Origin of the sequence: Nonomuraea sp. NPDC005692 (assembly GCF_040631115.1) — a bacterium.
In the GTDB taxonomy this organism is placed as follows: Bacteria; Actinomycetota; Actinomycetes; order Streptosporangiales; family Streptosporangiaceae; genus Nonomuraea.
Genome location: NZ_JBEXYU010000041.1, coordinates 55,105 through 78,990, shown reverse-complemented (window position 1 = coordinate 78,990; position 23,886 = coordinate 55,105). Strand labels below are relative to the sequence as shown.

Below are 23,886 nucleotides of genomic sequence, written 5' to 3'. Positions count from 1 at the left end.
GGGTACTTCCTGGGGGCTGGCATCGCGTGTGATTCTCCCTTCCGCCAGCACGATCATGCTGGCTTCAGGGTCTCCAAGAAAGTCGGAGCGGTTCAAACGGGCTCTTGACCTGGTCTGATGCGAACTCTATGCCGAGGGCGTGGGTGATCTGCTGCCGGAAGAGAAGTTGTCATGTTCCGAGTGCCGGGAGATCGCCTTCGGAGCCTCATGGCGCGTAGTTCCCCCATGTGGGCTCCATGAGGGTGGCGCGTCCTACCGCGCTCACCGGCCAGATCAGTAGGCGGATGGCGATCCGGCTTGTGGCCCTTCGGTTCCTCGAGGTATCGCTTCCCAGGGGGACCTTTGCGTGGGTACGCGAGGCTCCAGGCGGCGAGGCGCGGCGCCACCCGGAGCCCAAACCGGTCAGACGGGCATGCTGTACATCACTCTGAAGCGATCACCCGGAATGACGATGTCGCTGGTTTCGACAGGACGTTCGCCGGCCCAGTGCGTACGTTCGACATGCAGAACGTGAACCCCTGCCGCCAGATCGAGCGCATCGCTCTCGGCCGGCTGAGGCACCCGGGTGTGGATGCTCTCGACGACCTCAGTGATCTTTATGCCGTGCGCGTACATCCTCGCGACCAAGCTGCGGCGTTCCTCCTCGGTGTGGGCGACGAACGCCATCGGCTCGTAGGCGGTGACAAGTTGGATCGGCTTGCCGTCGCCTCGAAAGACGTAGTGCGTTCTGGTCAGCGTGGAATGTTCGTCGATGCGTAGACGTCTGGCGATGTCGGGGCTGGCGTCGGCCGGTTCGCTGTGCCAATCCCACGTCACGCGCCTGCCTTGGGACTGCAGGTCGGACGCGAACGGCGCGGGGTGGTCAAGGAAGCGCCATCGATGCAAGGGGGTCAAATTTGGACGGTCCCTGACGTAATGGCCTGAACCGACACGGCCGATAATGAGACCCTCACCCGCGAGAACACGTAGAGCGTGACGGGCAGCGGTCTCACCGACCTGATACTTACGGGTCAGTTGCGCCCGTGAGGGAATGGGCGCGCCTGGGGGGAGGGTGCCGTCGAGGATCTGCCGCCGGATGTCTTCGACGACACGCAGGTAGACCGGATCTGAGGTGGCCACTAGTCCATCCCTGGGGGTTCGTGTGAGGCGTTGCCCCATGTTGCCGTATTCGACAGGTAACCGACCGTCATCGATGACTGCTGGAGCCCCAACTTTGCGATGGTGGAAGATTATGGGAGAAACCCTGTAACGCTGATGTAAGGGACACCGATTCTCCGGTAGAGGTCGTCGATGTGTGTACCCCCGAGCACATATCGGCGGCCTCTTCCAATGCGCACCCTCGAGTGCGGCCGTCGAGGCATGCTCGCGCAGCTCATTCGGTACGTTGAGCTCTGGTTCCTGTCTTTTCGTGGCATGTCGCAACCAGCCTGCCGGATCCACGGTTGGGGACGCGCCGACAGTGGAGCACTGAGAGAAGAACCTGTCGGATGGGAACGAGGACAGCGCCAAGCTTCCCCGTTCATGCGCGCGACTGCCGTGACGGCAACAACCACGCGTGCTCGCTGACGCGGAGAGTGACGGGCGGAGCGGGGCGCACGTGATCAGCCACTGCAGCGGTCCCAGCTGTGGGTGCTCAGCGGACGAGAGGGCAGCCGAGGAGGCCCCCGTACCCGCAGGGCCGTCATCACCGGCCATCAGCACCCGCAAGGTCGTCGGCACCCGCAGGGCCATCAGCACACGCAGGACGATCAGCGCCTGGAAACCATCGGCACCTGGAGTGCCGTCAGTTCCTGGAGAGCAATCGGCGCCTGGAGTGCCGTCAGTTCCTGGAGACCGGTCAGCGCTGACGGGAGTTGTCAGTCGGCGAGATTGCCCGCGGCTCAGTTGCTCTCGCCGAGGGGGTGCGGAGCGGTGCAGCGCTGGAGTGCCCCCTCTGATTGGTGGCTGGTGACAGCGGGTGCACTTTCGTGGCGCATCCCCCTTGGGAGGCGGTAAGCATCAGACGGAGTGGTCTTCTGATATCCCAAAGAAGTGGCTGTGTTGTAGAGGACCACCTTCTCCCTAGGTTGTGTGCTTCCGCCTTCGGCTTAGTCGCCGGCCTGGTCCGTCCTGTGGGCTCGGCTGTCTGAGGCCGTGCCCGTAAGGAGACCATGTGATCAGCATTGGCAAGCTCATGCCGTCCGACCGGGATGCGTGGGAGAGCTTGTTCCGGGCGTACATCGACTTCTATCAGCGAGTCGAACCGGACGAGATGTACGGCCGGGCCTGGCAGGAGTTCCAGGCAGACACTCGGATGCACGCCTTCGGCGCGAGGTTGGACGGGCGGCTCGTCGGCATCACCCACTTCCTGGTCCATGCCAGCACCTCGGCCCCTGACGCCGACGTCTGCTATCTCCAGGATCTGTTCACGGACCCAGATGTCCGGGGCAGGGGAGTGGGACGCAAACTGATCGAGGCTGTCGCGGACTGGGCTCGGGATGGCGGCTGCTCCCGTGTCTACTGGAACACCCACGAATCGAACAGCACCGCGCGCCGTCTCTATGACAAGGTGGCCGAGAACAGGGGCTTCATCAGGTACCAGATCGAACTGTCCCGGTAGGGGGCGCCGGGTGGTGGCTGATCTTCCCTCTTCGGCCCCGTCCAAGGAAAGGTGGGTGTGGACGGAGATGATGGGGACTCGGCTGCCCGCGGGATGATCGCGAGCGAAGTAGATCGGGTTACCCCACGCGGTCATCCTTGTCACCTTGCTCCTCAGAACGCCTGCGAATGAGGGCAAATGGCTCCGTCGGGCAGGCAAAGCGGGGTGGCGACGTCCAACGTTTTTCCGAATCCAGGTAGCGTTCGCACTATGGCATCGCCAACTGGAACCGCCGAAGCGCCCTTCGGTCGCATGCTGACCGCGATGGTCACGCCGTTCACCTCTGACGGCGACGTCGACTACGAAGGCGTACGACGCCTGGCCACCTACCTGGTGGACGAGCAGCGCAACGATGGCCTGATCGTCAATGGGACGACAGGCGAGTCGCCCACCACCTCGGACGATGAGAAGCGACGGATCGTCAGCGCCGTCCTGGAGGCCGTTGGCGACCGCGCCACCGTGGTGGCGGGAGTCGGGACGAATGACACACGCCACACCGTCAAGCTCGCGAAGCAGGCGGCGGAGGTGGGGGCCCACGCGCTGCTGGTGGTGACTCCCTACTACAACAAGCCCCCTCAAGAGGGGCTCTACCAGCACTTCACCCGCGTGGCCGACGCCACCGAGCTCCCGGTGATGCTCTACGACATCCCTGGGCGCAGCGGCGTGCCGATCAAGACCGAGACGTTGATCCGTCTGGCGCAGCACGACCGCATCGTGGCCGTGAAGGACGCAAAGGGCGACCTGTTCGCCGCCAGCCAGGTCATGACGGCGACCGATCTCGTCTTCTACTCCGGCGACGACCTGCTCAACCTCGCCTGGCTGTCCCTTGGCGCCGCAGGGTTCGTCAGCGTCGTCGGACATGTCGTGGGCTCCGAACTGGCTCGCATGATCGAGTTGCACAAGAGCGGTGACGTGAAGCAAGCGCTGGAAGTACACGGTCAGGTGGCCCCTGTAGTGGACGGGATCATGCTGAAGGCCGGTGGCGCGATCATGGCAAAGGCGGCGCTGAGCTTGGTGGGTGTGCCGGCGGGACCGGTACGTCTGCCGCTCGTGGCCGCGACAGAGAAGCAAATCGCCGAGCTGCGTGCTTGCCTGGTAGCCGGCGGGGTGAAGTTGACAGACGCATAGGAACGGGGAGGAACCGGGAGTTTTGAGAACACGATTTGACCATGGGGGCCGGGCATGAGCCATCCGCATCCTGAGCTTGGCCCCCCGCCGGAGCTGCCTTACGGCGGCCTGCGCATCGTCGCGCTCGGCGGGTTGGGGGAGATCGGCAGGAACATGGCCGTCTTCGAATACGACGGCCGACTGCTGATCGTCGACTGCGGGGTGTTGTTCCCCGAGCCCGATCAGCCGGGCGTCGACCTGATCCTGCCCGACTTCGAATACATCAGGGACAGGCTCGACGACATCGAAGCCGTCGTGCTGACCCACGCCCACGAGGACCACATCGGGGCGGTACCTTACCTTCTGCGAGAGCGGCGCAACATTCCGCTCATCGGATCCAAGCTCACCTTGGCCCTGATCGAGGCCAAGCTGACGGAGCACCGGATCCAGCCGACCAAGGTCGAGGTCGTCGAGGGCGAACGGCACATCTTCGGGCCCTTCGACTGCGAGTTCCTCGCGGTGAACCACTCGATCCCCGACGCGCTGGCTGTGGCGATCAGGACGCCCGCCGGCATCGTCCTGCACACCGGCGACTTCCGTATGGACCAGTTGCCGAGCGACGGCCGGCTCACCGACCTCGGCGGCTTCGCCAGGCTCGGCACCGAGGGCGTCGACCTGCTGATGTCGGACTCCACCAACGCCGAGGTGCCGGGGTTCGTCACCAGTGAGCGGGAGATCGGGCCGGTCATCGACGAGGTGATCCGCACGTCCGAGCAGCGCGTGATCGTGGCGAGCTTCGCCTCGCACGTGCACCGCATCCAGCAAGTGATGGATGCCGCGGCCAGGCACGGCCGCAAGGTTGCCCTGGTGGGCCGATCGATGGTCCGGAACATGGGCGTGGCTCGTGATCTGGGCTACCTCAAGGTGCCGCCGGAGTTGATCGTCGACTCGCGCGACATCGAGCAGTGGCCGCCGGAAGACGTGGTGCTGGTCTGCACCGGTTCCCAGGGCGAGCCCATGGCGGCGCTGTCGCGGATGGCCAACCGCGATCATCCGATCCGCATCGCCGAGGGTGACACCGTGTTGCTGGCGTCGTCGCTGGTGCCGGGGAACGAGACCGCGGTCAACAAGGTGATCAACGGACTCACCAGGTGGGGCGCTCGTGTCGTGCACAAGGGCAACGCCAAGGTGCACGTCTCCGGCCACGCGGCCGCGGGCGAGCTCCTTTACGTCCTCAACCTGACTCGCCCGTCGAACTTCATGCCGGTTCACGGCGAATGGCGGCACCTGCGGGCGCACGCCAAGCTCGCCGCGCTGACCGGTGTTCCCGACGACCACATCGTGATCGCCGAGGACGGCGTCGTGGTGGACCTGGTCGACGGCAGAGCGAGGATCGTGGGAGCGGTTCACGCCGGGTACGTCTATGTCGACGGCACCTCGGTGGGCGAGATTACCGACACCTCGCTGAAGGACCGCAGGATTCTCGGCGACGAAGGGTTCATCTCGGTGGTCGTCGTGGTCGACTCCGCCACCGGCAAGCTCACCGCCGGCCCCGAGATCCACGCACGAGGATCCGGCATCGATCCGGCGCAGTTCGAGGAGTTCATTCCGCAGATCGAAAGAGCTCTTCAGGACAAGGCCGCGGATGGCGTGGTCGACATGCAGGAGATCCGCCGGGTCGTGCGCCGCACGGTCGGCCGTTGGGTCAGCGACACTTACCGCCGCCGACCCATGATCATTCCCGTCGTGGTCGAAGTCTGAGCCACTGAGCGGTACGGCAGGCACCTGAGCCTGCCGTACCCGCAGTTGGGAAACGAGACGGCAGAGGATGCCTCTCAACAACAAGGTCCATGGAGGGGGCATCTCAAGCGTCCCTCCTGCGTATGAGCCAGATGGCGGTCAGCAGGGGAAGAACCGCGTACAACACCAGCACGGTGGCGGCCGCAGGCGGAGACAGAAGTGACCCGTACACCGATGTGGTGATGATGTCGCCGGTGATCTCGCGGGGAAGCGCACCGATCATGATCGAGCCCAGCCGTTCACTCCAGGGCTCCGGGATGTTGCCCACGATCATCGGGATCACATAGATCAGACCCACCAACAAGGCGATCGCACCAGGGGCGGATCGCAGAAGCGCGCCCAATCCCAAGCCAAGCAGCGCGAAGACCACAACCGTGGCACTGGTAACGAGCAGGAACGGAAGCCTGTCCGCGAACGAGGTCAGGTATGCGCCGGAGAATCGGTCGCCAAGCACCCAACGCGAGACGAAGTACGTCCCGAACACCGCCACCGGGCCAATGACCAAGCTCAATACGCCGACCACGGCGGCCTTCGCAGCGAGAAGCGGCCATCTACGGGGGACGGCCGTCAGACTCGTCCTGATCAAGCCGGTGGTGTATTCAGATGTGACGGCCAATGTGCCCAGAACGCCCATGCAAAGCTGCGGCACGATCACCAGTACCTCCTCCAGATCCGCTATCCGGGCAGTCGGACGCTGCTCAGCAGGAGCGTTGTCGTACATGCCGGCCGCCATGGAGGCCAAGGCGAGGCTCAGAAGGATCGTGCCGAGACTGATGCTGACGATGAGATAGGAAGAGCGGACCGAACGGACCTTCAGCCACTCTGAGGTGAGAACACTCATACGTCCCTCCGCTTGAGCAAGATGAAACCGGCGACGAGCGCGATCACCGGGTAGGCCAGGAGGCCCAGGAGCGCGGCCCAAGGTGGAAGAAGGCCGTCTCCAAGCCGGGACGAGAGGCGATCGCCGACCAGTTGGGGAACCAGGTTCGGCAGCAGCAGCGATGCGGCACGCGTGTTCCACGGCGCAGGTAGGTATGCGGCAACACCGGGCAGGACGAACAGCAGAACCACGACCGATATGAGCGCGCCAGCCGTCGACCGCGTGGCTATGCCCAGGCCGAGCCCCACCAGAGCCAGCGCTGTCACCGAGATCCCCGCGGCTAACAGCATCGGCACGTCGTCGGCCAGCGGAGTCTCGTTGAAGCCCAGCCGATGGTCGTGGGCGATCAGACGGCTCGCCGAATAGGTGACCAGAAGGATGACGTGAGCCGCTGTGAACGTGGCCAGGCCGACGACGACGGCCTTGGCCAGAAGTAAGGTGCTGCGCCGGGGAACGACGGTAAGACTGGCGCGAATCATGCCTGTCGCGTATTCGGACGTGACCGCCAGTACGCCGAGCACGGTGAGGCTCATCTGAAGGAGCGGCAGGAGTCCTTGTTCCGGCGCGGCTGCCTGCAGCGTCCCTCGATCTTCGGCGAGGTCGCTGACATAGAGCGTCCAGAACACGCCGAGCACCGCCATGAGAGCCGCTGCACCCATGGCATGCCAGGTGGAAGTCACGGACCGGAGCTTCAGCCATTCGGCCAGCAGAGCCGCCCTCATCTCGCCGCCCCGAACTGGACGCTGTTCGCCGTCAGAGCCATATAGGCGTCTTCCAGCGAGGGATAGCGCGCCGTCAGCTCGTTGACCGTGGAGTGCGCCACCAGCCGCCCACGGCCGAGGATCACGATGCGTTCAGCGGTCAACGCCATCTCGCTCATCAGGTGACTGGAGAGCAGGACGGTCCTGCCCTCGGCGGCCAGTGACCGCATCAGGTCGCGGATCCAGCGCACCCCGTCGGGATCGAGGCCGTTGACGGGCTCGTCGAACAGCAGCACACCAGGATCGCCGAGCAACGCTGCGGCGATGCCGAGTCGCTGCTTCATGCCGAGGGAGAAGCCGGCCACGCGTTTTCGTGCCACACTCGCCAACCCGACCTGCTCAAGCACCTCGGCCACGCGTGTGGCACCGATGCCGTTGGTGGCGGCCAGGCAGAGCAGATGGTTGTAGGCGCTGCGCCCGCCATGGACCGCACTCGCGTCGAGCAGCGCCCCCACCTTGAACATGGGCTTGCGAAAGGAGGCATAGCGTCGGCCGTCGACCAGCGCCTGGCCGGAGGTCGGCGCGTCCAGGCCGAGGATCAGGCGCAGTGTGGTGGATTTGCCGGCGCCGTTGGGGCCGAGGAAACCCGTCACATGGCCCGGCTCGACCTTGAAAGACAGATCGTCCACGGCGAGCGTGTCGTCGTACCGCTTGGTGAGGTGCTGAAGTTCGATCACGCTGAAGAAGATGCGGCATGCCGGGCCGGCGGCGCATCAGACCACGGTTCGAACTTCAGGGTCAGACCCAGGGCTGACGTGCTCAGCTCGGCGAGAGGCTACCGTTCAACGCGTGAACGAGAACCATCCCTTCTTCGCCAGGCGCTGGAGCCGCGGTCAGCTGATCGTGCTCGATCTGATGGCGGGGCTGGGGTTCGCGTTCGTGTTCGTCACAGCGGCGGTAGCCGCGCCCGGGGTGCCACCGTGGTTGAAGATCGCCCTCCCGTGCGGGCTGGGCCTGCCTTTGGCGGTGCGAAGGCTGTGGCCTCTGCCTGTCTTCTGTTTCACGCTGACGCTCGCCATCTTCGCAGTTGCAGTTGACGTGGTGGGATACGCCTGCATCGCACCCGCTTATGCGATCTACATCGTGGCGACGTCCGACAGATTCGGGGCCGTGCTGCCGTCCTCGGCCATCGGTGTGGTCAGCATGACCAGTGTGTTCGGACTGGTGGTCGCAGGTGGCGCGCCGGGCGGGGGCACGCCCGCTTGGCTCGTGCACATCGATCGACCGCTGGTCGGCATCGCGGCGCTCGGCGGAGCCTGGACCATAGGGAGGGCCGTCCGGGAACGCAGGTTGTACGCCGCTCGTGAGGCCGGGCGAATGGCCGAGCATGCAGTGACGCAGGAACGGTTACGCATCGCGCGGGAACTGCACGATGTCGTGACTCACAGTGTGGGATTGATCGCGGTCAAGGCGGGTGTGGCCAATCACGTGCTGGCGACCAGGCCGGAAGAAGCACACGACGCCTTGCGTGTGATCGAGACCGCCAGCCGGAGTGCTCTGGTGGAGATGCGCCATCTTCTCGGCATGCTGCGTTCGAGCCAGCTGGCAGATCTTGTTCCCGTTCCGGGTATCGCGGGCCTGGAGGGCTTGGTGGAGCAAGCTAGGCAAGCTGGGGTCGAGGTCGCGCTGGACCTCCGGATCGGTGGAGATGAGGCCGGCCAGGAAAGGACAGGTCTGCGGGGTAAGGCTGAAAACGCGCCACTAGGGCGTCCAAAGACGGGGCCTCGCGAAGTAGGCGGGCCTCTTGGCGGGGAACAGGCCACGCGTTCGGACGATGACCGTGCGCCGGATGAGGGCCTGTTCGGGGGAGTCGTCGCCGCGCATGGAGTGGAGGAACGACGAGAAGGTGGGGCGGCGGCGGGAAGACGGTTGCCCGATGGGGTGGAGTTGTCCGTCTATCGCATCGTGCAGGAGGCGCTCACGAACGTGGTCAAGCATGCCTCACCGACTCGCTGTCAGGTCTCTGTCGTAACGGATGGGGGCGAGGTGCGGATCGAGGTGGTGGACGAGGGCCCAGGAAGGCGTGTGTCGCCCGGGGGCGGCTCCGGCCACGGACTGATTGGAATGCGGGAGCGGGTCATGATGTACGGCGGAGTCTTTGAAGCGGGAAGCCTGCCTCGACGAGGGTTTCGTGTCTTCGCACGTCTGCCGTATCAGGAGGTCTCATGATCAAGGTGGTCATTGCTGACGATCAAGCTCTGCTCAGGGGGAGCTTCACGATGTTGGTCGACTCCGAGCCGGACATGACAGTGGTGGGCGAGGCATCAACCGGTGCTGAAGCAGTGGCAGTCGTCTTGGAGCATCGGCCCGATGTGGTGCTGATGGATGTTCGTATGCCGGACATGGATGGCATCGAGGCGACTCGGCGTATTGGCGATGTGTCGCGGGTTCTCGTGGTGACGATGTTCGATCTGGATGCGTACGTCTACGACGCTCTTCGGGCCGGTGCGAGTGGATTTCTACTTAAGGACACGCCGCCGGCGGACCTGCTCGCTGCCGTTCGTGTGGTTGCGAGCGGTGAGGCTTTGCTGGCGCCAACGGTGACGCGACGCTTGATCGAGGAGTTCACGAAGACCCCAGTGGCGCAGCGGCCACAGGGGCTGGACAGGGTGACGGAACGAGAGAGGGAAGTGCTGCTGTTGATCGCTCGTGGGCTGTCCAACGAGGAGATCGCTGACCATTTGCGGTTGAGCTTGGCCACCATCAAGACGCATATCGGCCGCTTGCGCACGAAGTTGGAAGCTCGTGACAGAGCGCAGTTGGTTATCGCGGCCTATGAAAGTGGGCTGGTTTCCGCGAGACGGTGACGCAAGAGGGCCTGAATTGCCCCGTGCTCGGTGCTCTCTGGTCGTCGGGGATCTTCGCAGGATGCGGACTTTGTAGGGCCGGAGGACGGGACTGCGGGAAGCCGATTTGTGCGTATCGGACGGTCGCTTGCCGCCGGTCGTCTGGAGGAAGTGAGTACTCCAGTCGCACTTCGTAATCTGGGTCTGTTGGAGGGGCGGGCGGAGTTACGGCGGCGGGTTCAGGCTGTTACGGGAGCCATCATCTATCGGATGCGTGGCCATCGACCTTGATGGATTCTCGGCTGGTTGGGGCCTTATCGGGCTCCCGGCCGACCGAGGCGAAGGGTGGACCGGAGTTACCGAGCACGCTCGATCAGGGCTGCGCCGCGAAGACCTGGGCGACGGCTCGCCGCTGAAGGCGCTCTCGCTTTTGGTTCAGGGTTGGCGGTGCCGGGGCGATTCGCGTCATCCGCGCCTGGGACGGCGGATTGGGCCAGGAGGTGTAATCATCGATCAAGCCGGCATCGACCAACGGCAGGGGAAACGTGTTCCGCCGTGGGCGAGCCGGTGTCATTCGGAGGGGTTCTGCTGGAGCCGGGTGATCTCGGTCCTGGGATGTCCCAGGTATGCCCGCTCCGGGCGAGACGCGGCTGGAGTCGTTGGCCGTTGGCTTGAGGGGGCAGGACGCCAGGCGGCGGCGAGCAGCGGCAGCGCGGACACGCAGTCGGCGCCGGCCGCCCTCGGTGAGCCAGGGGGCGCAAGCAGCATGGGTGCGTACTGAGGGGGACATGCTGAGGCGCGTTACACGCTTAGTTTGACCATGATGAAGGCGGTTGCCCCTTTGGGGAGGAGGGGACTTGGTGCCCGCGCGCCGTGTTCCCGCCTGCTGGCAGCAGCACTTGCCCAGCTCATGGATCTTCGGTGCGGACATCGCTGGCGCGTTCGTATGGAAGTGTCCGACCTGAAGGGGCGGCCCGCGCGGGCACAGGTGTAGGGGTTGGTGCCCGCGCGGGCCGGAGTGGAGGAGCCGGTAGGTGCCCGCGCGGGCAAAATGGAGGGGGATTCTAAGTGCCCGCGCGGGTGTCTATGGGATCCGATATCGGATCGATCTGTCCTACTTTGAACAGGTTGGTGTGGAAACTGTTCAGTGTTTTGGCTTGCTCAGGGTGAAGATTACTAGCCGGTGGCCTAGTTGTGGGAGTGAATTCTTATCTTGATGCTGACGGAATGGCGAAGGTGGGCGGTTCGGGGGGAGCGGATTAAGTGCCTACTTTGCGTCTTATGGGGAATTGCTGCAGGCTTGAGGGGATTATCTGATGGGGTTTGCGGCCTTTGAGGGCTATGGGTTGCGTGGGCTGGAGGGAGGAGGGTGTCCTGGGGAGGGGTGGGGTCCTCTGAGGCTTGCGCTTCCGTCAGGGCTCGTGGCCACCTTCCGTCCTCGGTCCAGCGCTTGTACCGTTCGTAGCAGGTTTGCCGTGTGCCGTAGCATTCTGGGATTTCTCGCCAGGTCGATCCGGCTCGAAGCGCCACAGAATTCCGTTCACTACTTGCCGATGCCCACGCCAGGGGCGGCCGGGGCCTGCGGTAGACAGAAGTCGGGGGCGATCCGGTCTCGTGCTCTATCGGTCAAGTCGCTATGTGTTGCCACGGCTCAGTATTTGAGCGGGATTCGAGCGGAGTGGTAAGTGACTCCTTGGGGGCGTTCTTCGACTGGAAGTGTGTGAATGGGGGCGGGAACGGTGAAAGGCCTGGCTATTTGGTCGATAGGTCGCCGATTATCAAGGCTGATATTGTTTGTGGGTCTGCGGGGACTTTGTGGTATATGGCGTGTGGCTGCAAGAATTCCCCGTGGCTCAATTGGAGTGCGTACGGGCAAAGGTGGAGTGCGCTGGCTGTGCGTGTTGAGGGAGACGCGCCTCTGCTGGTGCGTGATGGGATCTGTTCTGATGAGGGCGTGACTGCTCAAATTGAGAGGCTTTCCGGCTTGGGGAAAGCGTGCCGGCCTTGGTGTAGCGCGAGGGGGCTGGCGCTGGACCGGTTGGGAGTGCAGGGCGCTCGCCGTGGTGGTCTGCACTTCAGAATCTGAGTGCGCTCGGTGTGGACAAGTAGTTGTGTTCGAGCTGTGTTTCTGATCCAAGTTCAAGTCCCTTGGCGGTCTCCGGTGGTGGCTACAGGAATGGCTGCTGATGGCTGGCGCGTCTCCGTGAGTTGGTTGGGGGAAGGTTCGTCGACTCTCAGGAGGCAGCGTTGAGTGGCTTGAGGCCTGTGCTGTGCGGCGTGCCTGATGGCTGCTGCATGGTGCGGTCGCAGGCAGGTGAGGATTCGGGCTGAGGCTGTGGCGAGGGCACGGTCTCAGGGGCCTGGGGGAGGGCGGGCTGAAGAGGACGAGAGGGATGCCCTCTCGGTTCTCGTGGTGGAGGTGGACGAAAAGTAGATTTGTTCTATGACTGATGTACAGGTGGTGTTTCGGAAGTACGGCGGGGCGTTGCACTGGAACCATCCGGGCACGGTGCTCGGAGATGATCAACATGGGGTTTGGGTGGCCGTGCCAGGAGGGACGGTTGCGCGCAAGGGGGATGGGCCTGCCATCACCTGGGACAACCACGCGATCATGCTGTTCCCGCGGGATGCCTGGTGGGCGGCATCGTTCAATGCGGCACCGCACCGCACCGAGGTCTATGTGGATGTCACCACGGTTCCCGAGTGGCGGGATGACGAGGTCACCATGTTGGATCTCGATCTCGACGTGATCAGGAAGCGGGATGGGCGGCTCATTCTCGACGATGAGGACGAGTTCGCTGAGCATCAGATGGTGCTGGGGTATCCGCCGGAGTTGATCGCTGGGGCGGAAGCGAGCGCGCGGTGGCTGATGGATGCGGTCGGGGCTCGTAGAGGGCCGTTCGGGGGAGCGCACGTGAAGTGGCTTGCGATGATGGAATGAGTGTCGTCTGTTCGGATGGTGGGTTGAGCGGGGCGGCAGGCTCGGGCTTGCCTCGGTGGCTGATATGGCGGGGTGTGTTGGGGGTCGCGTGAGGCGGCTGGCACTGCTCAGGCGAGTGGCCGGAGTCCGGACTGTGATGGTGACGGGTGGCCTGGGGAGTGCCTGGTCTGTGGTGTGAACCTTGCGCCCGTCGGGGTGTGGCGGGTTGCCCGCCATGGCTTGCTGCTGGGTGGCGGCTGGTTGCGGCTTCCTTTGCTCGCGCTGCTGGTAGGTGAGTGTTCGCCTGCATCTGCGGTAAGCGTCGCGGCGGGTGGTCGGTGATGGTGGCAGGGCTGTTTGTGACCTTCGCTGAGCGGTCGATCACGCTAGGTGGTTGATCATCGCTTGGGGCATTCGTTCCCAGGGCGAGCTTTCAGCGACCTCGTGCGGGCTTTCCGTTGTGTGGACGTGAGCGCTGGGAGATCGACGTGCGGCTGGTGCATCGCTGTCCTCTGCGACGGTGGCTCGTTTCGTGGCAGGGGGCATCGCTGGTGAGGAGTGGGGGGCCGCTGAGTTGTTGTGTCTCCTTCTGGGGGGTGAGGTGCCGGGCCATGGCTTGGTGCTACTTCTCTAGCAGTTCCGTGTATCGGTGACCTAGGCGGCAGCCCTGTTGGTTATGGGGCATGGGACTCGCTGTGGGCTCCACCGTTGGTGGCCTCTTGGGGGCTCAGGGCTCGCCGTTGACTTGGTTCGGAACGATGATCGTCAGTGGTTCGTGGTCGGGCTTCGAGGGGACCGGTGCAGACCATTGGAACGGGGTTATTGGAGGAGACGGAGCGCGGTTGCGATGGCCGAGAGGCGGTGGGGGGACGCCAGGCCTGCGTGGTAGAGGTGAAATTCTGAGGCGCCGGCGTTGGCGTAGATCTTCAGTTGTTCGGCCAGGGCGGCTGCGTCGGCGGGGCGCGGTGGGAGGGCCAGGACGTAGGCGCCTACTCGTTGGCCAGGCGTGCACAGGTTGGCGAGGGTTGTGAGGCGGGCGGCGTCGGTGCGGGTGTCGCCCCAGCAGTTGCCCACGAGGACGTCCAGGGTTGGGTCCCCCAAGGGCAGGGCGGCGAAGGCGCCGGTGGCCCAGGGGTTCGGGTCGGCGTGCAGCGTGATGGGGATGGTCGGCGCTGTTCGCCGGGCGGCTGAGATGAGACGGCGGCGGAGGGAGGCTGACAGTCGCACCCGGGTTGCCCTTATCTCGTCGGCCAGGGGGCCGAGGGCGAGTTCCATCGTGTCGATGTGGTGCCGGGGGGTTGGATGGCCAGAGGTGTCCGAGGCCGTGGGGGTGCGGACTGTGGTGCTCTGAAAAGGCCGAGCAGCGCTTTCGGTGTCTACGCCCCGGGTGCCTGACGCTGAGCCCCTGGCTCGGGGCGCCGAACTGCGGGTCTGTAAGGCTCGGGTCTCTGAGGGCGGGGTGCCAGGGGCTCGGGTCTCTGAAACTTGGCTACCGGAGGTCGAGGTCCCTGCGGGCGGTGTCTCTGAGGTTGGCTGACCGGAAGCTGAGGTATCCGAAGCCAAGGTCTCCGAGGCTGAGGTCTCTGAGGCTGAGGGGCCCGGAGTTGAGGTCTCTGAGGCTGAGGGGCCCGGAGTTGAGGTCTCTGAGGCTGAGGGGCCCGAAGTCGGGGTCTCTGAGGCTGGGGGGCCCGGCGTTGGGGGCTCCGAGGTTGAGGGCCGCGAAGTCGGGGTTCCCGAGAGTGGGGTGCCGGGGCGTGCGGTGGGGGATTTCGGGGTGCGGGAGGCTGGGGGGACGACCTGGGCGCTGTCTGGGGCTGTGGGCGGCGCGCCTTTCGTGCGCGACGCCGCGGTGGTGTCGGTTGTGGCCAGGGGGGCCGCGGTGGGGGCCGTTGAGGTGTCGGCAGCCAAGGTGGCGCTGGTTGGGGTTGCGGAGGCAAGGGCGGCGCTGGTTGGGGTTGCGGAGGCGCGTGGGGGGTTGGTTGGGAGGGTGGTGAGGGTGGGGGAGAGGTTGGCGGTGTCGATGATTGTGCGGACTCTTGTGGCGGTTTCTGGGGGGTACTGGGGGGCGCAGGTGGTGCAGAAGCACAAGGAGAGGAGGTCGGCGTCGGTGGGGGTCCAGTCGGCGCCGGAGGTCTTCTCGTGGACGCCCTGGTGCCCGAACCCCATCGGTCCGCACGCCTCAAGGATCAGGCCGTCCGGTTCGGCGAGGGTGAGGATCTCCGTGACGAGGGTCTCGCAGTACGCCAGGACATCCTCGTGAGCGGGACAGAGGGCGTACGGGTACGGGTCGCCGAAGGCGTTGCGCACGGTCAGGTCCGGGAACCGGGTTCCCAGGTAGGAGTTGTGCGTGAGGACGGTCCAGGCGTGGACCTTGAGGCCGGCCTTCCGTAGGGCCGTCTGGGCTTGGAGGTAGGCGTCCGGCGGGGTCCAGGTGGGGGCGGCGGGGACCAGGCGGGACCAGGCGTAGGGGCGGATCGGCAGGTAGAAGGCGGGATGGGCAACGTCCAGGACGCGGTGCGCCGGGTGGTACGGGGTGGCGGCGCGGGTGGAGTGGTAGCCGGCGGCCAGGGCGATCGTGTCCACGCCCAGCTCGGCCAGGCGGGTGGGGGCGGTCGGGTCGCCGACGACGTCCCAGGGGTAGACGTAGGCGACGTTCACCAGCGGGGGATCTTCGCGGAGAAGGCGGGTTCGATGCGGCGCATGTAGGTCGTGTCGTCGCGGGCGCGGATGCCGCAGGTCTCGTACTGCTCGTGCATGACCGCCAGCGCGTCGCGGTCCAGTTCGACGCCCAGGCCCGGCCCGGTGGGCACCGGTACGGCGCCGTCGACGAAGCGCAGGCTGCCGGGGAGCACCACGTCCTGGCCGTCCTGCCAGGGGGTGTGGGTGTCGCAGGCGAAGGTGAGGTTCGGGGTGGCGGCGGCCAGGTGGGTCATCGCGGCCAGGCTGATGCCGAGATGGGAGTTGGAGTGCATCGACAGGTCCAGGCCGAAGGTGCCGCAGAGGGTGGCGATGTGGGCGGACCGTACGAGGCCGCCCCAGTAGTGGTGATCCAGCAGGAGCACGCCGATCGCGCCGGCGGAGATGGCGGGGGGCAGGTGTTCGGGGGTGACGACGCACATGTTCGTGGCCAGCGGCATCGGGACGGCCCTGGCGACCTCGGCCATGCCCGCGATGCCCGGCGTGGGGTCCTCCAGGTACTGGAGGGCGCCGTCGAGTTCGCGGCCGACGCGGATGGCGGTCTCGACGGTCCAGGCGGCGTTGGGGTCGAGGCGGAGGGGGATGCCGGGGAACGCCTCGTGCAGGGCGCGGATGCCGGCGATCTCTTGGTCGGGCGGGAGGACGCCACCCTTCAGCTTGATCGAGGAGAAGCCGTGCTCCTTGATCAGGAGGGCGGCCTGCGCCACCAGGGCCGCCTCGTCGAGGGCCGGGCCGAAGCGGTCGGGGTCCGCGCCGGGATGACCCGCCCACTTGTAGAAGAGGTAAGCGCTGTAGGGGACGGCGTCGCGGACGCGGCCGCCGAGCAGGTCCACGACGGGTACGCCGGCCGCTTTGCCGCGGATGTCCAGGCAGGCGACCTCGAAGGGCGAGAAGACCCGGTCGACGCTCTTCTCCTTGGTGGCGACGCCGGTCAGTCCGTGCAGGTCGGTCACGACGTCGCCGACGGTGGCCGCGATGCGGGCGTACATCTCGTTGGTCGCGTGGACGTCGAGCCCGAGCAGGACCTGCGCGCACTCGCGGACCTTGGTGAGGTGACCGAGGTCGCCGTAGGTCTCGCCCAGTCCGGAGATGCCCTCGTCCGTGACGATCTCGACGATGGTCCGCAGGGCCCACGGCTCGTGGACGCCGGCGGCGTTCAGGAGGGGCGGATCCCGGAAGGCGACGGGGGTGACGTGGATCTGCCGGATAATCATTTCAGAACCGCCGTCCATATATATGAACAATAGCCAGATTTGTGGACAAGTTGCCGCAACTGTAAGAATCGAGCGGAGAACGTGTCAAGACTTCGAAGGGCCACTCGATGATCTACGGATACGACCCCAGAACCGGTGAGACCGTGGGCAGCGGCCTGCCCGAGACCGACAGCGCCGGGGTCGACTTGATCCTCTCCGCTGCGACGGCGGCCGGCGCCGCATGGCGCGCGACCCCGGCGGACGAGCGGGCGGCGGCGTTGGAGGCCGTCGCCGACGCGCTCACCGCGCACGTGGACGAACTGTGGCAACTCGCCGACCGGGAGACCGCGCTCGGAGAGGTACGGCTGCGGGGCGAAGTGGCGCGTACGGCCGGACAGTTCCGGCTCTTCGCCCAGGTCGTCAGGGACGGCGGTTACCTGGAGGCCGTCATCGACCACGCGGACCCGGCGCTCACGCCGCCACGGCCGGACGTGCGGCGCATGAACCATCCGCTGGCCGGGGTCGTCGCGGTGTTCGCGGCGAGCAACTTCCCGTTCGCGTTCTCGGTGGCCGGTGGGGACACCGCCTCGGCGCTGGCCGCGGGGTGTGCCGTGGTGGTCAAGGCGCATCCGGGGCATCCGAACACGTCCGAGCGGGTGGCGAAGATCGTACGGAATGCCCTGCCCTATCCGGACCTGCTGGGACTGGTGCAGGGGATGCAGGCGGGCGCCGACCTGGTACGCCACCCGCGCGTGGTCGCGGCCGGGTTCACCGGGTCGGTGGCGGGCGGCAAGGCGATCCAGAAGCTGATCGACGAGCGGGAGACGCCCATCCCCTTCTACGGGGAGCTGGGCAGTGTCAACCCCGTGGTGGTGCTGCCGTCGGCGCCGGCGCAGGAGGTGGCGAGCGGGTTCGCTTCGTCGCTGACGCTGGGGGTCGGGCAGTTCTGCACGAACCCGGGGCTCATGTTCGTGCCCGAGGACGACGAGTTGCGCAAGGCGCTGGTCGCGGCGGTCGAGGGCACCGGCGGCGGCCCCATGCTGGCCGAGCGGATCAGGGACGGGTATCTGGGCGGGCTCGGCCGGCTCGGCGAGCTGACGCTGCTGGCGGAGGGGAAGCCGGGGGAGGGGGCCTGGGCGGTGGCGCCCAAGGTGTTCACGACCGATCTGGAGTCGTTCGGCGAGCGGCTGCCGGGGATCGCGGAGGAGTGCTTCGGGCCGGCGGCTGTTGTGGTGACTTATCGGGAAATTTCGGAGCTGAGGAGGGTGCTGGAGCGGCTGGAGGGGTCGCTCACGGCGACCGTTCATGGCGGTGATCCGGACGAGGCCGAGGAGATCGTCGAGGTGCTCGGCCGGAAGGCGGGGCGGCTGATCTGGAACGGATGGCCGACCGGGGTGGCGGTCTGCTGGGCGATGCATCACGGAGGGCCGTGGCCTGCCTCGACGTCGGCGTACACGTCGGTGGGGGCGACGGCGATCGGGCGGTGGGTGGCGCCGGTCGCGCACCAGGACTGGCCGGAGGCGCTGCTCCCGGACGAGCTCAAGGACGCCAACCCCCTCGGGATCCCGCGCCGGGTGGACGGCCGTCTCCAGACGGCGTGACAGGCCGCTCGCGGTCCTGGAAAGCGGCTCACCGTGAGGGGGCTCGCTCGGAGGGGAGTCGCCCTTGAGGGGGGCTCGCCCTTGAGCGGGGCTCGCCGTGAGGGGTGGGGCTCGCTCGGGAGTGGACGGGGTTGTCTTGAAGGGGCGGGGCTTCTCAGGGGGTGGGCTCGCTTCAAGGCGCGCTCGGAGGCGTGGGCTCGCGCTGAGGGGTGGGGCTCGCCTTGAGGGCTGAGGGTCGCCCTTGAGAGGGGTTCGCTCGGAGGGTTCGGCCTTGCCTTGAAGGGCGACGCTTGTTCGGAGGGCTGAGGTGAGGCGTCTTGAAGGGTGACGCTTGTTCGGAGGGCTGAGGTGGGGCGCCTTGAAGCGTGGCCTGAGGTGGGGGCGCCTCGAAAGGGACGCTCGTTCTCAGGGGCGGGACGCGTTGAGGTGGGGCTCGCCTTGAGGGATCGTTCGGAGGGGGCGGGCTCGCCTTAGGGGGTCTGATGCAGGGTGGGCGTGCTTTGGAGCCCCGAGTGGGAGGCGCTTCTCGGAGGAGGGTGGCGCGACAGGTCGGCCGGGGGCTGAGGGATGGCAGGGCGTGTTGTGATGGCGATGGGGGCTGATAGCCCCCGGCGTCGCCTCTGGTCGGAGTGGCGCCCGGGGTCAGGACGCGGCTAGTTCGAGGCCTTTTGTGGTGAGGTGGCGCAAGGTGGCCAGGTGGTCGGGGGTCGGGTCCGTCAAGGGGGCGCGGACGCCGCCCACGTCCAGCCCCCGCATCCGTACGCCCGCCTTGACCAGCGAAACCGCGTACCCCGGCACCAGGTCCCGCAACTCCACCAGCGGCAGGTAGAACCCGGTGAGCAGCCGTTGCACGAGCATCTCGTCCCCGCCCGTCACCGCCTTGTGGAAGGCCAGCGCGATCTCGGGCGCGAAGGCGAACACCGCGCTGGAGTACAGGCTCACCCCGAGCCCCCGGTAGGCGGGCACGGTCAGCTCGGCGGTGGGCAGTCCGTTGAAGAACGTGAAGTCCCGGGCGGGCGCGGCCGCCCGGACGGTCAGGATGATGCGCTGGAGCAGGTCGAGGTCGCCCAGCCCGTCCTTGAAGCCGATCACGTTCGGCAGGGCGGCGAGCTCGGCCACGGCGGCGGGGGAGAAGCGCGCGTTCCCCCGCTGGTAGACGACGACCGGCAGGTCGGTGGCCGCCGCGACCTCGCGCACGTACCGCACCAGCCCCGCGGGCGGGGCGCTGACCAGGTACGGCGGCAGCAGCAGCAACCCGTCGGCCCCGCTGTCGGCGGCGGCCCGCGCGGCGGCCCTGGCGATGGGCAGCGGCCCGCCCGCGCCGCCGAACACGGGCACGCGCCCGCGCGCCGCCGCCACCGACGTGGTCATGACCTTGGCGTAGTCGGCGAGGTCGAGGGCGTTGTACTCACCGGTGCCGCAGGCGGCGAACACTGCTCCCGCCCCGGCCGCGACCCCGGCGGAGACGTGCTCGGCCAGCACCGGCTCCGAGACGGCGCCGTCGCCGTCGAAGGGGGTCACGGGAAAGAAGAGAACACCATCCAGCCGCATCGGCAGTCCTTCCAACGAGGGGGTCTAGCGGATGCCCTCCCTGCGCAGAGTGGCAGCCAGCTTGCGGGTGTGCTTGATCACCGCTTCGGTGATCCGCTCGATCTCGGCGGGCGGCAGCGCGGCCGGCATCGAGCAGCTGATCGCGTCGGTGGCCGGGATGCGGTAGTCGACCGCCACGGCCACGCAGGCCACGCCGGGGGTGCCCTGCTCGCGTTCGAGGGCCCAGCCGCGGGTGCGCACCTGGTCGAGCTCGCCGGTCAGCTTGGTCAGGTCGGTGATGGTGTGCTCGGTCAGCGCCCGCAGCGGGTCGGGCAGCAGGGCCACGACCTCGTCGTCGGTGAGCTGGGCGAGCAGCACCTGGCCGAGCGCGGTGACGTGGGCGGGCAGCCGCCGGCCCACCCTGGGGATCACGTGGCCGGCCTCGCGCGACTCGCGGGTGGCCAGGTAGAGGACGTGGGCCTCGTCCCTGCGGGCGAAGTGCACGGTCTGGCCGATCTCGTCCCGCAGGTCCTCCAGGGTCTCCTGGGCGAAGCGCAGGGCCGGGTCCTTGTCGAGGTAGGCGGTGCCGGTCAGCAGGGCGTGCGGCCCGATCCCGAACGCCGACCTGGTCGTGTCGGTCTCGACCCAGTTGAGCTCGACGAGGGTGCGCATGAGGGCGTGGAGGCTGCTGCGCGGGAAGCCGGTGCGCCGCTGGAGCTCCGACAGCGTCATGGGGGCGGAGGACTCCGCCAGGGTCTCCAGGATGCGTACGGTCCGCTCGGCGGACTTGACCAGCTGTGGCTCCATACTCGTCCCATCTCGGCGGCGGCTTCAGGGTGTCAGGATATGGGATCCCGTCCAGATACATGGACATCAACCCTTGATCGCGCCACTTGTCAGACCCCGCATGAACTGCCGCTGGAACGCCAGGAACGCGATGATCGACGGCAGCAGCGCCAGCAGGGAGGCCGCGAGCAGCACGCCGATGCCGACCTCCTCGTCGGAGCGGAGGGAACGCAGGGCGATGGGCAGGGTCCAGGTGCTGGAGTCCGTCGAGACGATCAGCGGCAGCAGGTACTGGTCCCAGATCATGGTGAAGCCGAAGACGCCGATCACGCCGAGCGCCGGACGGCACAGCGGCACGATGATCGTCGCGAAGATGCGCAGCTCGCCCGCGCCGTCGATGCGAGCGGCCTCCTCCAGCTCGACCGGCACCTCCTTCATGAACTCCGTCATGACCAGGATCGAGAAGCCCCAGGCGCCGACGGGCAGGATCATCCCGGCGTACGTGCCGATCAGGTTGAGGTGCAGGACGGGCAGGTCGGCGAGGACGAGCGACAGCGGGATCGCGATGATCTCCTCGGGCAGCATCATCGTGGCCAGCATGAGCAGCATCACCACGGTCATGCCGCGGAACCTCCTGCGCGCCAGCGAGTACGCCGCGAACACGCTCACCAGCAGTTGCAGCAGCAGCCCGAACCCCACGACGACGAAGGAGTTGACCAGGTACAGGTAGACGTTCTTCTCCCCGGCCTGGACGAAGTTCTCCAGCGTGAGGTCGTCCGGCCACAACGAGAAGGACGTCGGGTCGAGCGTCCTGCTGAACGCGCTGACCAGCAGCCCTATCAGCGGCCCGGTGAAGACCAGGACCATCGCCGAGTAGAGCACCACCTTCCCGGCGGTGGCCGCCGGCCCCTTGCGCGCCTCCAGGCCCAGGGCGCTGTCGAACCTCATGTCGCCTGCCTCCTGCGCAGCGTCTGCACGACCAGGGTGAGCGCCAGCGTGGCCAGGAAGAGCACGATCCCGCCCGCCGCGGCCACCCCCAGCTCGTTCTTCTGGAAGCCGAGCTTGTAGATCAGCGTCATCAGCACCTCCGACGAGCCGTTGGGGCCGCCGTTGGTCAGGACGTAGACCTCGACGAACACCCGCAGCCCGCGGATGGCCGCCAGCGTGAACAGGATCCAGAACACCGGCCGCAACGCCGGCAACGTGATGTGCCGCAGCCGGTGCCGGGTGGCGGCGCCGTCGACGGCGGCGGCCTCGTACAGGCTGCGGTCCACGCCGACCAGCCCGGCCAGGAAGATCATCATGTCGTACGGCGTCCCGCGCCAGACGCTCATCATCATGATCGACCAGAGCGAGGAGTCCTCGCTGCCCAGCCACGGTTGCGGATCGACGCCCACCCAGCCGATGACGACGTTGAGCAGGCCGGTGTCGCCCGGATGGAACATGATCCGCCACACCTCGGCCACCGCCGCCATCGTGGTGACGACCGGGAGGAAGGCCGCGGTCCTGACGAACCACAGGTAACGGGCGGGCCCCTCGATGAGCAGCGCGAGCACGAGCCCGAGCAGGAGCGAGCCGACCGTGGTGCCGAGCGCCAGCACGAGGCTGTGCCAGACGGCCGAGACGAACGCGTCGTCCGCGATGATCGTGCGGTAGTTGTCGAGGCCGACCCATTCGTCGGAGGCGTACTGGACCTTGTTGAAGCTCTTCCACAGGCCCAGGGCCATCGGGATGAACTTGAAGTAGAGGAACAGCAGCAGGGCGGGCGCGAGGAACAGCCAGGCGACCAGCGTTCCGCGCCGCCGCGCCCGCCCGGCGCGGCGGCGCGGGGCGGCCGTCGTGGCCGGCGTCCCCGTGGCGGTCGCGGTCATGACGCTTTCTGACTCCGCAGTTCCTGGTTGAGCCTGGCGGTCAGCTCGGCCATCTTGGCTTGGACGTCGGCGGCGCAGTCGGCCCACACGGTGTTGATGACGTCGGCCGAGTCCTGCCGGATGGGCGCCCAGTTGGGCACCGGCGGCGCGTAGACGGCGTGCTCGTAGGACTCCTGGAACACCTTCCAGCGCGGGTCCTGCCGCTCGGCGGCCAGGTCGACGCCCTTGTTCACGGGCAGGCGGACGATGGCGCCGTTGGCGTCCTTGTTCATGCCGATCCGCTGGCCTTCGGGAGAGATCGCGAACTCGGCGAACTTCTTCTGGGCGTCGGCCAGGTCCGAGCCGACCATGAGGTAGACGTTCTCGCCCTCGCCGAGGGTGCCGGGGCCGCCGGACGGGCCCTTGGGCACCGGCAGCACCTCGATCCTGTCGGTCCCGACGCTCTTGACGAACCGGGCCAGCACGTACGGTCCGACCAGGTAGATGCCGCCCTGCCCCTTCTCGAACACCTCGTGGGTGACGGTGGTGTCGTTGCTCACCGCGCCCGGGTTGACCGTCTTGGCCGTGCAGAACTGGTCCTGGAGGTACTTGACGGCCTCGACCGTCCTGGGGTCGTCCGTCATCGCGGCGAACTTGCCGGGTCCGGTGGGCTTCACGAAGTCGCCGCCGTTGGCGTAGACGAGGGACGAGGCGTACCAGGAGGCGTAGCCGCGTTTGGTGCCGGCCGGGATCACGAAGCCCGTGGTGTCCTTCTGCCCGTTGCCGTCCGGGTCCTTCTCGGTGAAGGCGCGGGCCAGCGCGGCCAGGTCCGCCCAGGTGGCCGGTGGTCGCATGCCGACCTTCTCGCGCCAGTCCCTGCGCACTATGAGGGCGAAGGCCTGTGCGGAGAAGGGCGCGCCGTAGAACTTGCCGTCGGAGCCGGTGGCCGCCTTCCAGGCCAGGTCCGAGAGCTGGTCGCCGCCGGCCAGCCGGCCCTTGTCGACCTCCTGCAGCCAGCCCTGCGAATGCATGTTGCCGAGTTGGGCGGTGTCGTTGATGACGATGTCGGGAAGCGCCTTCTGGGCGGCCTGCTGGTTGAGTTTCGTCTCGAAGTCGTCGAAGAGCGCGACGACTTTGGTCCTGACGCCGGCGGCCTTGGTGAATGCGTCGGCCAGTTTCACCGCCGTCTTCGCGGAATCGGAGTCGGGCGGTTGCCTGATCCAGATCTCCAGCGTGTCGTTCTTGCCCGATCCCCCGGAACCGCAGCCCGTCAGCGTTGCGGCCAGGGCCGCGGCGAGCGCGGCCCCCAGCAAGCGGCGTGACATTAGACCGCCTCC

19 protein-coding genes are annotated in these 23,886 nt (G+C 66.9%); 8 read left to right on the top strand and 11 right to left on the bottom strand.

The window, feature by feature from the left end; translation table 11 throughout:
• Positions 1 to 402 precede the first annotated feature (402 nt).
• Positions 403 to 1,119 (bottom strand): GntR family transcriptional regulator, encoded by a 717-nt coding sequence (locus tag ABZ459_RS46595; protein WP_352320788.1) that lies wholly within the window; start codon positions 1,117 to 1,119, stop codon positions 403 to 405.
• Between the two features lie 1,033 nt (positions 1,120 to 2,152).
• Between ABZ459_RS46595 and ABZ459_RS46590 the strand changes: the two genes are divergently transcribed.
• The 3 genes from ABZ459_RS46590 to ABZ459_RS46580 all read left to right on the top strand — a co-directional run bounded on the left by ABZ459_RS46590 (position 2,153) and on the right by ABZ459_RS46580 (position 5,506).
• Positions 2,153 to 2,599 carry a GNAT family N-acetyltransferase gene (locus tag ABZ459_RS46590; RefSeq protein ID WP_357985776.1) on the top strand — a complete coding sequence of 149 codons (447 nt, stop codon included), beginning with the start codon at positions 2,153 to 2,155 and terminating at the stop codon, positions 2,597 to 2,599.
• 249 nt (positions 2,600 to 2,848) lie between these two features.
• The gene (gene dapA, locus ABZ459_RS46585; RefSeq protein ID WP_357985773.1) at positions 2,849 to 3,766 is read left to right on the top strand and encodes a 4-hydroxy-tetrahydrodipicolinate synthase; all 918 of its coding nucleotides are present in this window, start codon (positions 2,849 to 2,851) and stop codon (positions 3,764 to 3,766) included.
• A 54-nt stretch (positions 3,767 to 3,820) separates the two neighbouring features.
• Complete coding sequence (locus ABZ459_RS46580) at positions 3,821 to 5,506, top strand: ribonuclease J (RefSeq protein WP_357985770.1); 1,686 nt, start codon at positions 3,821 to 3,823, stop codon at positions 5,504 to 5,506.
• Between the two features lie 103 nt (positions 5,507 to 5,609).
• On the opposite strand, the gene ABZ459_RS46575 is transcribed toward ABZ459_RS46580, so the two are convergent.
• The 3 genes from ABZ459_RS46575 to ABZ459_RS46565 are packed head-to-tail and all read right to left on the bottom strand — an operon-like array spanning position 5,610 to position 7,863.
• Positions 5,610 to 6,386: an ABC transporter permease subunit gene (locus ABZ459_RS46575; RefSeq protein ID WP_357985767.1), complete on the bottom strand. Its 777-nt coding sequence runs from the start codon at positions 6,384 to 6,386 to the stop codon at positions 5,610 to 5,612.
• Entirely contained in the window at positions 6,383 to 7,147 is a 765-nt protein-coding gene (locus ABZ459_RS46570; RefSeq protein WP_357985764.1) for an ABC transporter permease, read from the bottom strand. The genes ABZ459_RS46575 and ABZ459_RS46570 overlap by 4 nt, the downstream gene beginning before the upstream one ends.
• Positions 7,144 to 7,863, bottom strand: a complete 720-nt coding sequence (locus ABZ459_RS46565; protein ID WP_357985760.1) for an ATP-binding cassette domain-containing protein — start codon at positions 7,861 to 7,863, stop codon at positions 7,144 to 7,146. Before ABZ459_RS46565 ends, ABZ459_RS46570 begins: the two co-directional genes overlap by 4 nt.
• 112 nt (positions 7,864 to 7,975) lie before the next feature.
• Here ABZ459_RS46565 and ABZ459_RS46560 point away from each other — a divergent pair, with 112 nt between their 5' ends.
• A complete protein-coding gene (locus ABZ459_RS46560; protein ID WP_357985757.1) occupies positions 7,976 to 9,355 on the top strand; it encodes a histidine kinase in 1,380 nt (459 codons plus the stop codon).
• A complete protein-coding gene (locus ABZ459_RS46555; protein WP_357985754.1) occupies positions 9,352 to 9,993 on the top strand; it encodes a response regulator transcription factor in 642 nt (213 codons plus the stop codon). Before ABZ459_RS46560 ends, ABZ459_RS46555 begins: the two co-directional genes overlap by 4 nt.
• A 1,167-nt stretch (positions 9,994 to 11,160) precedes the next feature.
• Here ABZ459_RS46555 and ABZ459_RS46550 read toward each other — a convergent pair.
• Entirely contained in the window at positions 11,161 to 11,502 is a 342-nt protein-coding gene (locus ABZ459_RS46550) for a transposase (protein WP_357985751.1), read from the bottom strand.
• Between the two features lie 913 nt (positions 11,503 to 12,415).
• Here ABZ459_RS46550 and ABZ459_RS46545 point away from each other — a divergent pair.
• Together ABZ459_RS46545 and ABZ459_RS46540 are read left to right on the top strand one after the other, a co-directional pair.
• Positions 12,416 to 12,913: a DUF402 domain-containing protein gene (locus tag ABZ459_RS46545; RefSeq protein WP_357985748.1), complete on the top strand. Its 498-nt coding sequence runs from the start codon at positions 12,416 to 12,418 to the stop codon at positions 12,911 to 12,913.
• A 1,813-nt stretch (positions 12,914 to 14,726) separates the two neighbouring features.
• A complete protein-coding gene (locus ABZ459_RS46540; protein ID WP_357985745.1) occupies positions 14,727 to 15,152 on the top strand; it encodes a hypothetical protein in 426 nt (141 codons plus the stop codon).
• A 394-nt stretch (positions 15,153 to 15,546) separates the two neighbouring features.
• On the opposite strand, the gene ABZ459_RS46535 is transcribed toward ABZ459_RS46540, so the two are convergent.
• On the bottom strand, positions 15,547 to 16,803 hold the full coding sequence (locus tag ABZ459_RS46535; protein ID WP_357985742.1) for a glucarate dehydratase family protein: 1,257 nt from the start codon (positions 16,801 to 16,803) through the stop codon (positions 15,547 to 15,549).
• Between the two features lie 107 nt (positions 16,804 to 16,910).
• Between ABZ459_RS46535 and ABZ459_RS46530 the strand changes: the two genes are divergently transcribed.
• Complete coding sequence (locus ABZ459_RS46530) at positions 16,911 to 18,383, top strand: aldehyde dehydrogenase (NADP(+)) (protein ID WP_357985739.1); 1,473 nt, start codon at positions 16,911 to 16,913, stop codon at positions 18,381 to 18,383.
• 642 nt (positions 18,384 to 19,025) lie between these two features.
• On the opposite strand, the gene ABZ459_RS46525 is transcribed toward ABZ459_RS46530, so the two are convergent.
• From ABZ459_RS46525 to ABZ459_RS46505, 5 genes are all read right to left on the bottom strand, one after another.
• Positions 19,026 to 19,934: a 5-dehydro-4-deoxyglucarate dehydratase gene (locus ABZ459_RS46525; protein WP_357985736.1), complete on the bottom strand. Its 909-nt coding sequence runs from the start codon at positions 19,932 to 19,934 to the stop codon at positions 19,026 to 19,028.
• A 24-nt stretch (positions 19,935 to 19,958) separates the two neighbouring features.
• Positions 19,959 to 20,720 carry an IclR family transcriptional regulator gene (locus tag ABZ459_RS46520; RefSeq protein ID WP_357985733.1) on the bottom strand — a complete coding sequence of 254 codons (762 nt, stop codon included), beginning with the start codon at positions 20,718 to 20,720 and terminating at the stop codon, positions 19,959 to 19,961.
• A gap of 66 nt (positions 20,721 to 20,786) precedes the next feature.
• Positions 20,787 to 21,647, bottom strand: coding sequence for a carbohydrate ABC transporter permease (locus ABZ459_RS46515; protein WP_357985730.1), 861 nt, complete (start codon positions 21,645 to 21,647; stop codon positions 20,787 to 20,789).
• Entirely contained in the window at positions 21,644 to 22,570 is a 927-nt protein-coding gene (locus ABZ459_RS46510) for a sugar ABC transporter permease (RefSeq protein WP_357985728.1), read from the bottom strand. Before ABZ459_RS46510 ends, ABZ459_RS46515 begins: the two co-directional genes overlap by 4 nt.
• Positions 22,567 to 23,874, bottom strand: a complete 1,308-nt coding sequence (locus ABZ459_RS46505; protein ID WP_357985725.1) for a sugar ABC transporter substrate-binding protein — start codon at positions 23,872 to 23,874, stop codon at positions 22,567 to 22,569. The genes ABZ459_RS46510 and ABZ459_RS46505 overlap by 4 nt, the downstream gene beginning before the upstream one ends.
• Positions 23,875 to 23,886 lie beyond the last annotated feature (12 nt).

Bases quoted from the DNA above. Each gene is read 5' to 3' on its own strand.
- dapA (WP_357985773.1), top strand. From the start codon at position 2,849: ATGGCATCGCCAACTGGAACCGCCGAAGCGCCCTTCGGTCGCATGCTG.
- ABZ459_RS46580 (WP_357985770.1), top strand. From the start codon at position 3,821: ATGAGCCATCCGCATCCTGAGCTTGGCCCCCCGCCGGAGCTGCCTTAC.
- ABZ459_RS46575 (WP_357985767.1), bottom strand. From the start codon at position 6,386: ATGAGTGTTCTCACCTCAGAGTGGCTGAAGGTCCGTTCGGTCCGCTCT.
- ABZ459_RS46570 (WP_357985764.1), bottom strand. From the start codon at position 7,147: ATGAGGGCGGCTCTGCTGGCCGAATGGCTGAAGCTCCGGTCCGTGACT.
- ABZ459_RS46555 (WP_357985754.1), top strand. From the start codon at position 9,352: ATGATCAAGGTGGTCATTGCTGACGATCAAGCTCTGCTCAGGGGGAGC.
- ABZ459_RS46545 (WP_357985748.1), top strand. From the start codon at position 12,416: ATGACTGATGTACAGGTGGTGTTTCGGAAGTACGGCGGGGCGTTGCAC.
- ABZ459_RS46535 (WP_357985742.1), bottom strand. From the start codon at position 16,803: ATGATTATCCGGCAGATCCACGTCACCCCCGTCGCCTTCCGGGATCCG.
- ABZ459_RS46530 (WP_357985739.1), top strand. From the start codon at position 16,911: ATGATCTACGGATACGACCCCAGAACCGGTGAGACCGTGGGCAGCGGC.
- ABZ459_RS46525 (WP_357985736.1), bottom strand. From the start codon at position 19,934: ATGCGGCTGGATGGTGTTCTCTTCTTTCCCGTGACCCCCTTCGACGGC.
- ABZ459_RS46520 (WP_357985733.1), bottom strand. From the start codon at position 20,720: ATGGAGCCACAGCTGGTCAAGTCCGCCGAGCGGACCGTACGCATCCTG.
- ABZ459_RS46515 (WP_357985730.1), bottom strand. From the start codon at position 21,647: ATGAGGTTCGACAGCGCCCTGGGCCTGGAGGCGCGCAAGGGGCCGGCG.
- ABZ459_RS46510 (WP_357985728.1), bottom strand. From the start codon at position 22,570: ATGACCGCGACCGCCACGGGGACGCCGGCCACGACGGCCGCCCCGCGC.
- ABZ459_RS46505 (WP_357985725.1), bottom strand. From the start codon at position 23,874: ATGTCACGCCGCTTGCTGGGGGCCGCGCTCGCCGCGGCCCTGGCCGCA.